A 12,968-nucleotide genomic window follows, 5' to 3' on the forward strand; every position below is an offset into this window, starting at 1 on the left:
CGAAAGGGCATGTCCTTGTGGACATGCCCCTTCGTTCAGGCTTCAGTCGGCCTTGACGCCGGCCGCGGCCGCGTGGGCGCGGTCGCGGACCCACTTCGAGATCGCCCGCAGCGGCTCGGCCTTGTCGCCGAGCGGGGCCGCGAGCGCGTCGCACTCGCCGACGAGCTGGTCGACGCGGGCCAGCGCCTGCGCGCGCAGGGCCTTCTGGTCGTCGTCGAGGATGTCGTCGGCGTGCTGGAACGCGATCCCGAACTTGAGGCCCCACGTCTCCATCGACTGCACCGTGTCCGCGTCGGCGCCGGCGTAGAGGGCCCCGAGCGCGCCGGCGGCGGCGTACAGCGCCCCGGTCTTGAGCGCGTGGACCTGCTCGAGCGCGGCGAGGTCGTGCGCGTCTTGCCCGAGGGCCAGGTCGAGCGCCTGGCCGCCGACCATGCCGTCGACGCCGGAGTGGTGGGCGAGCACGCGGGCCGCGGCGACCAGGTTGGCCGCCGGCACGCGGTCGGCCCCGCGCATCAGCGCCATGAAGGCCTGGCTGAGCAGGGCGTCGCCGACGAGGATCCCGCCGGCGTGGCCGAAGGCGACGTGGACCGTCGGCTGGCCGCGGCGCTCGAGGTCGTTGTCCATCGCCGGCAGGTCGTCGTGCACGAGCGAGTAGGCGTGGACCATCTCGAGCGCGCAGCAGGCCGGCAGCGCGGCCTCGGCGGCGCCGCCGACGGCCTCGCAGGCGGCGATGATCACCAGCGGTCGCATGCGCTTGCCGCCCTGCAGCACCGCGTAGCGCATGCCCTCCTTGAGGCGGCCGGGGTCGCCGGCGCCGCCATCGGGCAGCGCGCGCACGATGGCCTCGTCGACCAGCTTGCGGCGCTCGCCGAGGTAGGCGTTGAGCTCAAAAGTTTTCGTCATCGTCGTCACTCTCTTCCGCTTCGCCGGCCCCCGGGAACGGCACCGCCTCGTCGCGGCCCTCGAGCAGGACCTCGACCCGCTGCTCGACCGCGTCGAGCAGCGACGTGCCGCGCCGCGCGAGTCGCACGCCGTCTTCGAAGCGCTGGAGCGCCGTCTCGAGCGGGAGGTCCCCGGCCTCGAGCTCGGCGACCACGCGTTCGAGGCTGGCGAGCACCTGATCGATGGCGGGGCCGTCGCGCGCCGGCTCCGCCGCGGGGTCGGCGGGTTTCCCGGCTGCGGGGCGCTTGGATGGGTTCGGTTTGCCCGGGGACGCCATGCGGCCGCGGAGTATACGGGCCGGAGATCCAGCCTCGCAACGCTTGCCGCGGCGGCTTTGCCGCGATAGGTTTCCTGCCGATGCACGACCGTCGGCATTCTGGGCTGCCCGACCTCGAGAGCTTGATGGGGCAGTTCCACGCCTATCTCAGCAAGAAGCAGCTCAAGTCGACCCGTCAACGCGACCTCATCGCGCAGAAATTCTTCGCCGCCCACGGCCACATCAGCATCGAGGAGCTGCTCAACCTCAGCCGCGCCGAGAACCCGCGCATCGGCTACGCGACCGTCTACCGCACGCTCAAGCTGCTCGCCGAGTGCGGCCTCGCGGCCCAGCGGCGCTTCGGCGACGGCCAGACGATGTACGAGACCGCCGGTGACACCGAGCACCACGACCACCTGATCTGCATCGAGTGCCAGCACGTGCTCGAGTTCCAGAACGACGACATCGAACACGAGCAGGAGCGGGTCGCCCGCAGCTTCGGGTTCAGCCTGGTCCGCCATCGGCTCGAGCTCTACGGCCTTTGCCCCAGGGCTCGCGGGATCAAGGGCGGCTGGTGCCCCAACGAGGAGCAGCGCAAGCTCAGCGACTGAAGTACGCTGTTTGTGCTGCGCGTCACCATGCCCGAAGCCGATCTCCAGGTCCTGCTGCAACAGATCGCCGCGCTCGCCGCCGTCGCGCTCGCCGCGGGCTGGCTGACCGCCCGCTGGCTGGTCCGCCGCAAGGGCGAGTGCGGCGGCTCGTGTGCCCGTTGCGAGGGCGCGAGCGCGTGCGAAAAGGCGGCAGGGTCGGCCCCGCACGACCACGGCACCGGCTCCGGCTCGCCGAAGGGCGTGCGTTCACCCGCGCTCCGCGTCATGCAGTCGGGGCCCGGTTCGGCCGCGCACCCTGGAAATCTGCCCGGCCCCCCCGCCGTCTGACGCCGCACCATCGGAGCCTCTCATATGCGCAAAGCCTCGCGTTCTCTCCTCCTGTTCTCCTTCGCCCTCGCCCTGGGCGCCTGCGCCGGCGGTTACTCCGGCAAGTTCAAGGGCAACGGCACCGGCGCGCGCGTGCCGGCCTCGCAGGTCAAGACCGTCGCCTCCAGGGACGCCCTCGGCGACACCGCGTACACCCAGCTCGGCACCGCCATCGGCAAGGCTCCCTCCGCGCAAGAGGCCGTCGACCTCGCCAGGGAGCACTGCGGCATGAACGGCGGCAACCTGCTGATCCTCAACACCCAGCCCTATCAGTCCGGCAGCCGCTGGATCGCCGACGCCGCCTGCGGCACCGACGGCGCCGCGCCCAAGGCCGCCAACACCTCCGGCAAGGGCAAGCCGGCCCGCTGATCGCCCCCGAGCGGCTCGCGCCCGAGCCGGCTCGCAACGCAGAGCGCCCCCGAGCCCGAACCGGCCCGGCGGGCGCTCTGTCTTTTACGGCATGTCCCTCGGGACCTGTCCCGACGCGCATGCTCTCACGGACATGCCCTCACGGACATGTCCTCGCGGACCTCTCAAAGGTCCTGCTCGAACGAGCCCGACTGTCCGGCGCGCTCGTTGAGCAGCCGCTCGCGGCGGGCGCTCTCGTTGGCCTCGTCTTCGCGGCGCGCGTGCTCCATCAGCAGCCACGTCACCGACAGCGGCGCGAGCGACAGGTCGCCGAGCTCGCGCGGCTCGAGCGTGAAGAACTCGAAGTGTCCGCCCTCCCAGCCGAGCAGGTCGAACACGCGGTCGATCGCCGAGGCGGCGTAGCCGAGGTTCTTCACGTCGCGCAGCACGCCCTGGACCAGCCGCAGCACCGCGCTGTCTTGCCCGCTGTCGAGCCGCAGGTCGCCGGTCTTCTTCTCGGCCTCGAGGAACGACAGCACGCTGCCGAGGCGGACGTGCTGCAGGTCGCCGCGCAGCCCGCGGTTCTCCACGGCCCCGAGGCCGGTGCGGCGCGCGACCACGCCTTGCAGGCGGGCCACGATCTCGTCCGCGGACAGGTTCTTCGGCAGGAAGTCGTCGACGCCCATGCGATAGCCCTGGAGGCGCGACATGTCGTCGGACAGCGCGGTCAGGAACACGATCGGCACGTGGGCCAGCTTCTTGCGGCCGCGGGCCATCCGCAGCAGCGTCCAGCCGTCCATCTCGGGCATCTCGACGTCGGTGAGCAGCAGGTCCGGCTCGCTCTTGAGCGCGGCCGAGATCGCCATCAATCCGTTGTCCGCGGTGGTGACGTTGAGCCCGCGCTCGCGCAGCGCCGCAGCCATCTCCGCGCGCACGCTCGGCGAGTCGTCGACCAGCAGCACGTTGAGCGCGCGCGACGGCGGCGGCTCGGCTTGCGGGCTCGTCGAAGCGTCGAGCACCGAGTTCACGCACAGGCCGAAGATCCGCTCCTGCTCGGCCGTGAACGCGGCCAGTTGGATCAGCGTGCCCTTGCCGCCGTCGGCTCCGAGGTCGACCGCCGTGCCGCTGAGGTACAAAATGGCGCGGTTCGGCAGGCTCAGCTTGACCCGCACCGGCTGGCCCGTCTCGAGATTACGAACGCCCGGGAGCAGCAGAAACCCGCGTCGCAGGTTGTCTGTGTACTCTACGAGGAAGTCGTCGTAGGATTCGAAGCGCACGCCGAACGTGGCGATCTTCGCAGGCTTCGGCGCGTCAGCCATCCCGTCGCCACATCCTACGGGTTTTCCCCGCGAGGATCCAACGACAGTCTTCACTGGCCCCCACGACACTCACTCGAGATAGTATCTGCAAGTGAACATTTCGCGCAGCGCACCGAGGCACGCCAGGTCGGCCATGACCGCGTCCGCGGCGCTGAGTTCGCTCGGCGCCTTTGCGCTCGTCCTGGCCTCGATGTTCGTGGTGCCGTTCGCGCTGTGGTGCAACTTTTCGCTCGCGCGGACCGCTCAGCTCGACGCCCGTGTATCGGCCCCGTGGCTGTGGATCCTCGCGTTCGTCGTCACTCTGGGCCTGCCGGTCGCCCTCTCCGTGTGGAAGTACGGCACCGACGGCCGCCGCCTGTCCGCGGCGATGATGTGGCTGCCGTTGCTGTGGAACCTCGGCGCGATCCTTCTCTGCACTCAGGTGATCCCGGGTTTGCTGGTCCAGTCGCTCCGGGCCCAGGGTGACCTCGCTGGCACACGCTTCGGTGATTCTCACAAGGTCGCGCGGATCCTCAGTGCGGTGGGCAACGGTCTCGCAGATCGCCTCGCCCCGCCCGCCGCGCCGCGCGCCGCGGCGAGAGCGAGCGAGTCCGCGCCGACGCCCGTGACCCTCGCGCCGGGCGCCGCGCCGAACACTGCGATCGCCGTGCCCTTCTCCGCCGCCGGCAACGCGATCCTCATGAACGTCCAGCTCGAGGGCCCCGGCGGTCGCCTCGATCTGCCGTACCTGTTCGACACCGGCGCCTCGTTCACCACCGTGCACACCGAGACCGCCGCCAAGCTCGGGCTCAAGGTCCCGGCCGACGCGCCCACGCTGCAGTTCAACACCGCCAGCGGCCCGCGCGAGAGCCGGATGGTCTACTTGCCGGTGCTGCGCCTCGGCGGCATCGAGCTCAACGGCCTGCTCGTCAGCGTGTGTGACGGCTGCGCCAACGACCGCTCGCAGGGCCTGCTCGGGCTCAACGTCATGCGCGAGTTCCTGGTCGAGATGGACTACCAGGCCGAGCGCATGAAGCTCTTGCCGCGCCCGCACGACGGCCGGGCCAACCGCGCCTACGACATCTACCCGGCGGTCCAGATCGAGGTCGAGGGCTCGCCGGAGATCTGGCTCGGACGGATCCGGTGGATCTTGCTGGTCAAGAACCGCAGCACCGTGGCGATCGAGAACGTGCTGCCCGAGGTCCACTTCTCCGACGGTCAGCGCATGGCCGGGGCCCGCATCGCCCGCATCGAGCCTGGCGGCTCCGGTCGCTCGCTGGTCGAGGGCAAGACCGTCGCCGAGGATCACGAGAAGCTCGGCTTCACCCTCGCGCTCGCCGAGGCGTACTGGTGATCGCATGCCCGTCGAAGCCGCCCCGACCTTCGAGTGGTCCTACGTCTTCCTCGCCGTCCTGATCCCGGTCGCGATCCTCGTCTACATGCTCGGCAACTTCCGGGCGAAGCGCCTCGGCAGCGCCCGCAACCTCGAGCCTCAGGGTCGCCGCATGCCGAAGGGCGCGATCCGCAGCGACCCGCAGTTCTCCGGCTTCGTCGGTCGCGCCCTCGAGCGTGGCCTGCTCACGCCGATCGCCGCCGCTGACGCCCAGCCGATCATGATCCGCGGCGTCATCACCACCGCCGACGGCAACCTCGGCGGCGCCCCGGGCCGCGAGTGCGTGTGGCGCAACCGCAGCGGCGCCCCGCGTGACGCCGCCGTCGCCGCCGAGATCGTCGTCGTCAGCGACGCCACCGGCCGCCTCACGCTCGAGAACCTCGACCGCGCCGAAGTCATCGCCCCCGAGGAGAAGACCGGTCCGCGCGTGGCCGGCTCCGGCCTCTACATCGGCGACGAGATCGAGGTCATCGGCCGGTTCAAACCCGAGCGGTTCGGCAGCGACCCCGACCCGACCCGCCTCGTCTACGGCTCGATGGGCGGCGACGGCAACCTCTACGTGCGCGTCCACAGCCGGTCGAATTTGCCCGCCGCGGCAGAAACTCCCGTGCCCGCCGCCGCCGAGGCGTTATCCTCCCCAGCCTCCCCCGCCCAGGCCCCGCAGGAGACCACCGAATGAAGCGCATCCTCGTCTGCCTCGCCGCGTTCAGCCTGACCGCGGCTTGCAAGAAGTCCGCGGACACCGACAAGCCGTCCGACGACAAGCCCGCCACCACCGACGCCGACAAGCCGGCGCCCGTCACCACCGAGCCCGACCCGCCCGCGATCGCCGAGGCCCGCGCCAAGTACATCGCCGGCCAGTACGGCCAGGTCATCGAGACCATGAAGCCGCTCGTCGACGACCTCAAGTCGAAGGAGAAGGCCCGCGCCTCCGGCCTCGGCGCTGCATGGTTGTCGCTCGCGCTCGCCGAAGACGTCGTCGAGAACGCCAAGGAGCCCGCCGACCACGCCCAGGCGATGGCCGAGCAGACCGGCGACCCCGAGGTGAAGATCGCCGCCAAGCTGGCTCAGGGCGCTTACAAGCTCAAGACCGAGGACTTCGCCGGCGCCGCCGCCGACTTCGAGGAGGCTTACAACCTCCAGAAGGACGGCCCCAACGCCGGCCTCGCCCTCGTCATGTACGGCAACACCAAGATCAACCTCGCCTTCGGCGGCGAGGACAACGCGATCGTCAACCCCGGCGAGCTCGACTCGGCCGCCTCGACCTTCGTCAAGGCCCAGCGCCTGGTCGAGAAGCAGCCGGGCAACGAGCTCCTCGGCGCCCGCGCGCTCGAGGGCCAGGCCGCCGTCGTCCGCTACAAGGACAAGAAGAACACCCCCGAGGCGTGCCGCCTGATCGCCGAGGCCGCCAAGATCTACACCACCAAGGGCGCCGGCCAGCCCTTGATCGACGCGGCCAACGCGCTCCAGGACGAGGCCAACTGCGGCCCCGCCCCGGCCGCCGCGAAATGAGCCCGACGGCAGCGGTGCCTCACCGCTGCCCATCACGACCGCCGCCGCGCCGCCTCATCCGCGGCGCATGGCGCCGGGCCTGGACGGGCGCCGGGCCCTGCGCTCCGCGCCTGCGTCGTCGCTGCTTGCCGCTGCAAAGTCACCAGCGCTCGTGAGCGCGGGGCTTCTCGCCGCGTCGCGCATCTGCGACAACCTTTCGGCCATGGAGCCCGCAGCGGGTCAAGATCCGTACCTCAATCACTGGGCCGACGCGGCCGCCGCCAAGACTCTTGCCGCGCACGCGGACGCCAAGGTCGTCACCGTCGCCGCCGGCATCACGCCTTCGGGCGTCGTCCACGTCGGCAACTTCCGCGAGGTCATCACCGTCGACCTCGTCGCTCGGGCCCTGCGCGACCGCGGCGCCGACGTCCGCTTCATCTACTCGTGGGACGACTTCGACGTCCTGCGCAAGGTCCCGGCCGACATGCCGCAGCGCGACATGTTGAACGACAACCTGCGCCGCAGCATCAGCGCCGTGCCCGACCCCTACGGTGAGCACGACAGCTACGCCGGGCACAACATCGCCGCCTTCGAGAAGAGCCTCGCCCCGCTCGGCATCCAGCCCGAGTTCATCCGTCAGTCGCAGCGCTACCGCGCCGGCGCCTACGCCGAGGGCATCCGCCTCGCCCTCAAGCACGCCGCCGACATCCGCGCCGTCCTCAACAGCGTGCGCGACAAGACCACCGCCAACACCCGCCTCGAGGACGGCTGGCTGCCGCTGTCCGGCTTCTGCGACAACTGCGGCCGCGACACCCTCGCCTTCGCCGTCCAGGACGAGTGGACCGTTCATTACGACTGCAGCGCGTGCAAGCACGCCGCCGACGTCGACCTGCGCCAGGGCGGCAACCTCAAGCTCCCGTGGCGCATCGACTGGCCGATGCGCTGGGCCCACGAGCGCGTCTGCTTCGAGCCCGGCGGCAAGGACCACAGCACCGCCGGCGGCAGCTTCGACACCGCCAAGGACATCGTCCGCGTCGTCTACGGCTGGCAGGCCCCCGAGTACGTCGGCTACGACTTCGTGCGGATCAAGGGCCGCGCCGGCAAGATCTCGAGCAGCAAGGGCGACGTCGTCACCGTCTCCGACTGCCTCGAGATCTACGAGCCCGAGGTCCTGCGCTGGATGTTCGTCTCGTTCCGCCCCAACACCGAGTTCCAGATCAGCTTCGACCTCGACGTCATCACCCTCTACGAGAACTTCGACCGCACGCGCCGGATCGCCTACGGCGTCGAGCCGGCCAAGGACGCCCAGGCGCGCCTCGTCGCCCAGCGCACCATGCAGCTGGCCAGCGTCGACCACCGCCGGATCGGCGAGGGCGACGTCCTGCCGTTCGTGCCCGGCTTCCGCCACCTCAGCATGACGCTGCAGATCTTCGAGGGCGACCTCGACAAGACCGTCGCCTACTACGCCGAGGCGGGCCAGATCAACGGCGACGAGTCGCGCCGCCTGACCCGCCAGCGCGCCCGCTGCGTGTGGAACTGGATCGCCGAGTGGGGCCCCGACGAGTTCCGCTACCAGCTGCGCCGCGAGCCTAAGCTGCGCGAGCTGTCCGCCGACGAGGCCACCTGCCTCGCCCGCCTGCTCGCCCCGCTGCGCGGCCGCGAAGAGATCCGCGAGGACGAGTTGGTCCCGACCATGAAGACGCTGTGCGAGGGCACCGGCCTCGACAACAAGACCTTCCTCCCGGTCGTCTACGACCTGCTCATCGGCCGCGACAAGGGCCCCAAGCTGACCACGCTGATCACCGCGATCGGGACCGGCCCGCGCCCTGTCCCTGCTCGCGCCGAGCCTGCCCGCCGGGACATGACCACCAAGTGGCATGGTCCTTCGGACATGCTCCGAAGGACCTGTCCTCTCGAACACGATGGGCAGCAAGCACAGCCCTGGTGCGAACGGCCCTGCTACCGACGCCCACGCCCGGTCGCAGGAGCCTCGCAGTGCGCTCATCCCTCACGCGGGCCACGCCGCGAGCACCGCCGCCCTCGATTCGCGCGCTAGCCTACCACGCAGCGCGTGGCGTCCTCCGCCCCGAGCCCGCAGGAATCCCACGCCACGTGGTCGACGTACGGCTCCTCCGCCGCGATCGCCAGCGGGCACGCCAGCTCCGCGCCACCAGCTCCGGCATCACCTCGCCGCGCCTCCTTTAAAAGGCTTTGAGCCGCTTCTCGCGCTCGGCCACGCAAAGCGTCAGCGTCTCGATCGCCGCCGCCAGCACCGCGCGCACGTTCCTCGCGCGAGCCCTGGCACCCGCGCAGCCGCACCTGCCGGTACCACGCCAGCAGCGCGTAGCAGCTGGCGCGAATGTAGCGGACCTGCCGTGCGCGCCCTGTGGTTCGGCCGCGTCGAGTTGGTCGGTGCGCGTAGGCGATGTCGACCGCGCGCGGGCGGCTGCCACCATCAACCTGTCCTCGGGACATCCTTGCGCACCACCTGGCCCGCGCCCGTCACCGCGCCGAAGCCGACCTCGCGCGGCCCGACCATCCCGCCCGCGCCGCCGAGGAAGATCCGTCGCTCGCGCAGCAGCACCCCGCGGGGCACGTCGCCGACCAGCGACGCCGTCGCCTTGTCCCCGCGCGCCCCCCACGGCGTGAAGTTGAAGTGGATGAACCCGCTGCCGACCTCGGAGGACTTCGCGCGAAGATCACTCCGAGGTCGGCAGCGGGTTCATCCACTTCAACTTCACGCCGTGGGGGCGCGCGGGGACAAGGCGACGGCGTCGCTGGTCGGCGACGTGCCCCGCGGGGTGCTGCTGCGCGAGCGACGGATCTTCCTCGGCGGCGCGGGCGGGATGGTCGGGCCGCGCGAGGTCGGCTTCGGCGCGGTGACGGGCGCGGGCCAGGTGGTGCGCAAGGATGTCCCGGAGGACAGGTTGATGGTGCAGCCGCCGCGCGCGGTCGACATCGCCTACGCGCCCGACCAACTCGACGCGGCCGAACCACGGGCGCGCCGGCAGGTCCGCTACATCGCCCAGCTGCACGCGCTGCTGGCGTGGTACCGGCAGGTGCGGCTGGCGCGGGTGCCAGGCTCGCGCGAGGACGTGCGCGCGGTGCTGGCGGCGGCGATCGAGACGCTGACGCTTTGCGTGGCCGAGCGCGAGAAGCGGCTCAAAGCCTTTTTAAAGGAGCGCGGCGAGGTGATGCCGGAGCTGGTGGCGCCGGAGCTGGCGTGCCCGCTGGCGATCGCGGCGGAGGAGCCGTACGTCGACCACGTGGCGTGGGTCCGCGGGCTCGGGGCGGAGGACGCCACGCGCTGCGTGGAGTGGCTGCGCGCGATCGAGGCGGCGGTGCTCGCGGCGTGGCCCGCGTGAGGGATGAGCGCCTGCGAGGCTCCTGCGACCGGGCGTGGGCGTCGGTAGCAGGGCCGTTCGCACCAGGGCTGTGCTTGCTGCCCTCGTGTTCGAGAGGACAGGTCCTTCGGAGCATGTCCGAAGGACCATGCCCTTGGGGTCATGTCCCGGCGGGCAGGCTCGGCGCGAGCAGGGACAGGGCGCGGGCCGGTCCGATCGCGGTGATCAGCGTGGTCAGCTTGGGGCCCTTGTCGCGGCCGATGAGCAGGTCGTAGACGACCGGGAGGAAGGTCTTGTTGTCGAGGCCGGTGCCCTCGCACAGCGTCTTCATGGTCGGGACCAACTCGTCCTCGCGGATCTCTTCGCGGCCGCGCAGCGGGGCGAGCAGGCGGGCGAGGCAGGTGGCCTCGTCGGCGGACAGCTCGCGCAGCTTAGGCTCGCGGCGCAGCTGGTAGCGGAACTCGTCGGGGCCCCACTCGGCGATCCAGTTCCACACGCAGCGGGCGCGCTGGCGGGTCAGGCGGCGCGACTCGTCGCCGTTGATCTGGCCCGCCTCGGCGTAGTAGGCGACGGTCTTGTCGAGGTCGCCCTCGAAGATCTGCAGCGTCATGCTGAGGTGGCGGAAGCCGGGCACGAACGGCAGGACGTCGCCCTCGCCGATCCGGCGGTGGTCGACGCTGGCCAGCTGCATGGTGCGCTGGGCGACGAGGCGCGCCTGGGCGTCCTTGGCCGGCTCGACGCCGTAGGCGATCCGGCGCGTGCGGTCGAAGTTCTCGTAGAGGGTGATGACGTCGAGGTCGAAGCTGATCTGGAACTCGGTGTTGGGGCGGAACGAGACGAACATCCAGCGCAGGACCTCGGGCTCGTAGATCTCGAGGCAGTCGGAGACGGTGACGACGTCGCCCTTGCTGCTCGAGATCTTGCCGGCGCGGCCCTTGATCCGCACGAAGTCGTAGCCGACGTACTCGGGGGCCTGCCAGCCGTAGACGACGCGGACGATGTCCTTGGCGGTGTCGAAGCTGCCGCCGGCGGTGCTGTGGTCCTTGCCGCCGGGCTCGAAGCAGACGCGCTCGTGGGCCCAGCGCATCGGCCAGTCGATGCGCCACGGGAGCTTGAGGTTGCCGCCCTGGCGCAGGTCGACGTCGGCGGCGTGCTTGCACGCGCTGCAGTCGTAATGAACGGTCCACTCGTCCTGGACGGCGAAGGCGAGGGTGTCGCGGCCGCAGTTGTCGCAGAAGCCGGACAGCGGCAGCCAGCCGTCCTCGAGGCGGGTGTTGGCGGTGGTCTTGTCGCGCACGCTGTTGAGGACGGCGCGGATGTCGGCGGCGTGCTTGAGGGCGAGGCGGATGCCCTCGGCGTAGGCGCCGGCGCGGTAGCGCTGCGACTGACGGATGAACTCGGGCTGGATGCCGAGCGGGGCGAGGCTCTTCTCGAAGGCGGCGATGTTGTGCCCGGCGTAGCTGTCGTGCTCACCGTAGGGGTCGGGCACGGCGCTGATGCTGCGGCGCAGGTTGTCGTTCAACATGTCGCGCTGCGGCATGTCGGCCGGGACCTTGCGCAGGACGTCGAAGTCGTCCCACGAGTAGATGAAGCGGACGTCGGCGCCGCGGTCGCGCAGGGCCCGAGCGACGAGGTCGACGGTGATGACCTCGCGGAAGTTGCCGACGTGGACGACGCCCGAAGGCGTGATGCCGGCGGCGACGGTGACGACCTTGGCGTCCGCGTGCGCGGCAAGAGTCTTGGCGGCGGCCGCGTCGGCCCAGTGATTGAGGTACGGATCTTGACCCGCTGCGGGCTCCATGGCCGAAAGGTTGTCGCAGATGCGCGACGCGGCGAGAAGCCCCGCGCTCACGAGCGCTGGTGACTTTGCAGCGGCAAGCAGCGACGACGCAGGCGCGGAGCGCAGGGCCCGGCGCCCGTCCAGGCCCGGCGCCATGCGCCGCGGATGAGGCGGCGCGGCGGCGGTCGTGATGGGCAGCGGTGAGGCACCGCTGCCGTCGGGCTCATTTCGCGGCGGCCGGGGCGGGGCCGCAGTTGGCCTCGTCCTGGAGCGCGTTGGCCGCGTCGATCAAGGGCTGGCCGGCGCCCTTGGTGGTGTAGATCTTGGCGGCCTCGGCGATCAGGCGGCACGCCTCGGGGTGTTCTTCTTGTCCTTGTAGCGGACGACGGCGGCCTGGCCCTCGAGCGCGCGGGCGCCGAGGAGCTCGTTGCCCGGCTGCTTCTCGACCAGGCGCTGGGCCTTGACGAAGGTCGAGGCGGCCGAGTCGAGCTCGCCGGGGTTGACGATCGCGTTGTCCTCGCCGCCGAAGGCGAGGTTGATCTTGGTGTTGCCGTACATGACGAGGGCGAGGCCGGCGTTGGGGCCGTCCTTCTGGAGGTTGTAAGCCTCCTCGAAGTCGGCGGCGGCGCCGGCGAAGTCCTCGGTCTTGAGCTTGTAAGCGCCCTGAGCCAGCTTGGCGGCGATCTTCACCTCGGGGTCGCCGGTCTGCTCGGCCATCGCCTGGGCGTGGTCGGCGGGCTCCTTGGCGTTCTCGACGACGTCTTCGGCGAGCGCGAGCGACAACCATGCAGCGCCGAGGCCGGAGGCGCGGGCCTTCTCCTTCGACTTGAGGTCGTCGACGAGCGGCTTCATGGTCTCGATGACCTGGCCGTACTGGCCGGCGATGTACTTGGCGCGGGCCTCGGCGATCGCGGGGGGTCGGGCTCGGTGGTGACGGGCGCCGGCTTGTCGGCGTCGGTGGTGGCGGGCTTGTCGTCGGACGGCTTGTCGGTGTCCGCGGACTTCTTGCAAGCCGCGGTCAGGCTGAACGCGGCGAGGCAGACGAGGATGCGCTTCATTCGGTGGTCTCCTGCGGGGCCTGGGCGGGGGAGGCTGGGAGGATAACGCCTCGGCGGCGGCGGGCACGGGAGTTTCTGCCG

General features: G+C 70.9%; 15 protein-coding genes. 8 read left to right on the forward strand and 7 right to left on the reverse strand.

The annotated features are described in order from the left end of the window. Positions 1 to 42 precede the first annotated feature (42 nt). Both POL25_RS37290 and xseB read right to left on the reverse strand, forming a co-directional pair. Positions 43 to 903 carry a polyprenyl synthetase family protein gene (locus tag POL25_RS37290; RefSeq protein WP_272091132.1) on the reverse strand — a complete coding sequence of 287 codons (861 nt, stop codon included), beginning with the start codon at positions 901 to 903 and terminating at the stop codon, positions 43 to 45. Further along, positions 887 to 1,219, reverse strand: coding sequence for an exodeoxyribonuclease VII small subunit (gene xseB, locus POL25_RS37295; RefSeq protein ID WP_373372074.1), 333 nt, complete (start codon positions 1,217 to 1,219; stop codon positions 887 to 889). Before xseB ends, POL25_RS37290 begins: the two co-directional genes overlap by 17 nt. A gap of 80 nt (positions 1,220 to 1,299) precedes the next feature. On the opposite strand from xseB, the gene POL25_RS37300 reads away from it, so the two are divergent. Genes POL25_RS37300 through POL25_RS37310 form a run of 3 tightly spaced genes read left to right on the forward strand, consistent with a single transcriptional unit; the run spans position 1,300 to position 2,544 of the window. Continuing rightward, on the forward strand, positions 1,300 to 1,809 hold the full coding sequence (locus POL25_RS37300) for a Fur family transcriptional regulator (protein WP_272087219.1): 510 nt from the start codon (positions 1,300 to 1,302) through the stop codon (positions 1,807 to 1,809). A 27-nt stretch (positions 1,810 to 1,836) separates the two neighbouring features. Beyond that, positions 1,837 to 2,136 carry a hypothetical protein gene (locus tag POL25_RS37305; protein WP_272087214.1) on the forward strand — a complete coding sequence of 100 codons (300 nt, stop codon included), beginning with the start codon at positions 1,837 to 1,839 and terminating at the stop codon, positions 2,134 to 2,136. A gap of 24 nt (positions 2,137 to 2,160) precedes the next feature. Continuing rightward, positions 2,161 to 2,544 (forward strand): hypothetical protein, encoded by a 384-nt coding sequence (locus POL25_RS37310; RefSeq protein ID WP_272087213.1) that lies wholly within the window; start codon positions 2,161 to 2,163, stop codon positions 2,542 to 2,544. 164 nt (positions 2,545 to 2,708) lie between these two features. Here the strand turns inward: POL25_RS37310 and POL25_RS37315 are convergent, their stop codons facing one another. Beyond that, positions 2,709 to 3,842: a response regulator gene (locus POL25_RS37315; protein WP_272087212.1), complete on the reverse strand. Its 1,134-nt coding sequence runs from the start codon at positions 3,840 to 3,842 to the stop codon at positions 2,709 to 2,711. 133 nt (positions 3,843 to 3,975) lie between these two features. Between POL25_RS37315 and POL25_RS37320 the strand changes: the two genes are divergently transcribed. The 4 genes from POL25_RS37320 (at position 3,976) to lysS (POL25_RS37335) (ending at position 8,761) form a co-directional block, all read left to right on the forward strand. Then, positions 3,976 to 5,175, forward strand: coding sequence for a retropepsin-like aspartic protease family protein (locus POL25_RS37320; protein ID WP_272087211.1), 1,200 nt, complete (start codon positions 3,976 to 3,978; stop codon positions 5,173 to 5,175). 4 nt (positions 5,176 to 5,179) lie between these two features. Continuing rightward, a complete protein-coding gene (locus POL25_RS37325) occupies positions 5,180 to 5,893 on the forward strand; it encodes a hypothetical protein (RefSeq protein ID WP_272087210.1) in 714 nt (237 codons plus the stop codon). After that, positions 5,890 to 6,726, forward strand: a complete 837-nt coding sequence (locus POL25_RS37330; protein WP_272087209.1) for a hypothetical protein — start codon at positions 5,890 to 5,892, stop codon at positions 6,724 to 6,726. The genes POL25_RS37325 and POL25_RS37330 overlap by 4 nt, the downstream gene beginning before the upstream one ends. A gap of 202 nt (positions 6,727 to 6,928) precedes the next feature. Beyond that, a complete protein-coding gene (gene lysS / locus POL25_RS37335; protein ID WP_272091133.1) occupies positions 6,929 to 8,761 on the forward strand; it encodes a lysine--tRNA ligase in 1,833 nt (610 codons plus the stop codon). A 399-nt stretch (positions 8,762 to 9,160) separates the two neighbouring features. Here the strand turns inward: lysS (POL25_RS37335) and POL25_RS37340 are convergent, their stop codons facing one another. Then, a complete protein-coding gene (locus POL25_RS37340) occupies positions 9,161 to 9,301 on the reverse strand; it encodes a hypothetical protein (RefSeq protein WP_272091134.1) in 141 nt (46 codons plus the stop codon). A 148-nt stretch (positions 9,302 to 9,449) separates the two neighbouring features. Between POL25_RS37340 and POL25_RS37345 the strand changes: the two genes are divergently transcribed. Next, complete coding sequence (locus POL25_RS37345; RefSeq protein ID WP_272087225.1) at positions 9,450 to 10,070, forward strand: hypothetical protein; 621 nt, start codon at positions 9,450 to 9,452, stop codon at positions 10,068 to 10,070. Positions 10,071 to 10,209: 139 nt separating this feature from the next. Here POL25_RS37345 and lysS (POL25_RS37350) read toward each other — a convergent pair whose 3' ends face one another. From lysS (POL25_RS37350) to POL25_RS37360, 3 genes are all read right to left on the reverse strand, one after another. Then, on the reverse strand, positions 10,210 to 11,850 hold the full coding sequence (gene lysS / locus POL25_RS37350) for a lysine--tRNA ligase (protein ID WP_272087208.1): 1,641 nt from the start codon (positions 11,848 to 11,850) through the stop codon (positions 10,210 to 10,212). A gap of 318 nt (positions 11,851 to 12,168) precedes the next feature. After that, a complete protein-coding gene (locus POL25_RS37355; RefSeq protein ID WP_272087226.1) occupies positions 12,169 to 12,681 on the reverse strand; it encodes a hypothetical protein in 513 nt (170 codons plus the stop codon). Beyond that, positions 12,678 to 12,887 carry a hypothetical protein gene (locus POL25_RS37360; RefSeq protein WP_272087227.1) on the reverse strand — a complete coding sequence of 70 codons (210 nt, stop codon included), beginning with the start codon at positions 12,885 to 12,887 and terminating at the stop codon, positions 12,678 to 12,680. Before POL25_RS37360 ends, POL25_RS37355 begins: the two co-directional genes overlap by 4 nt. Between the last annotated feature and the right edge of the window lie 81 nt (positions 12,888 to 12,968).

The organism is Nannocystis bainbridge, from assembly GCF_028368995.1.
GTDB lineage: Bacteria > Myxococcota_A > Polyangia > Nannocystales > Nannocystaceae > Nannocystis > Nannocystis bainbridge.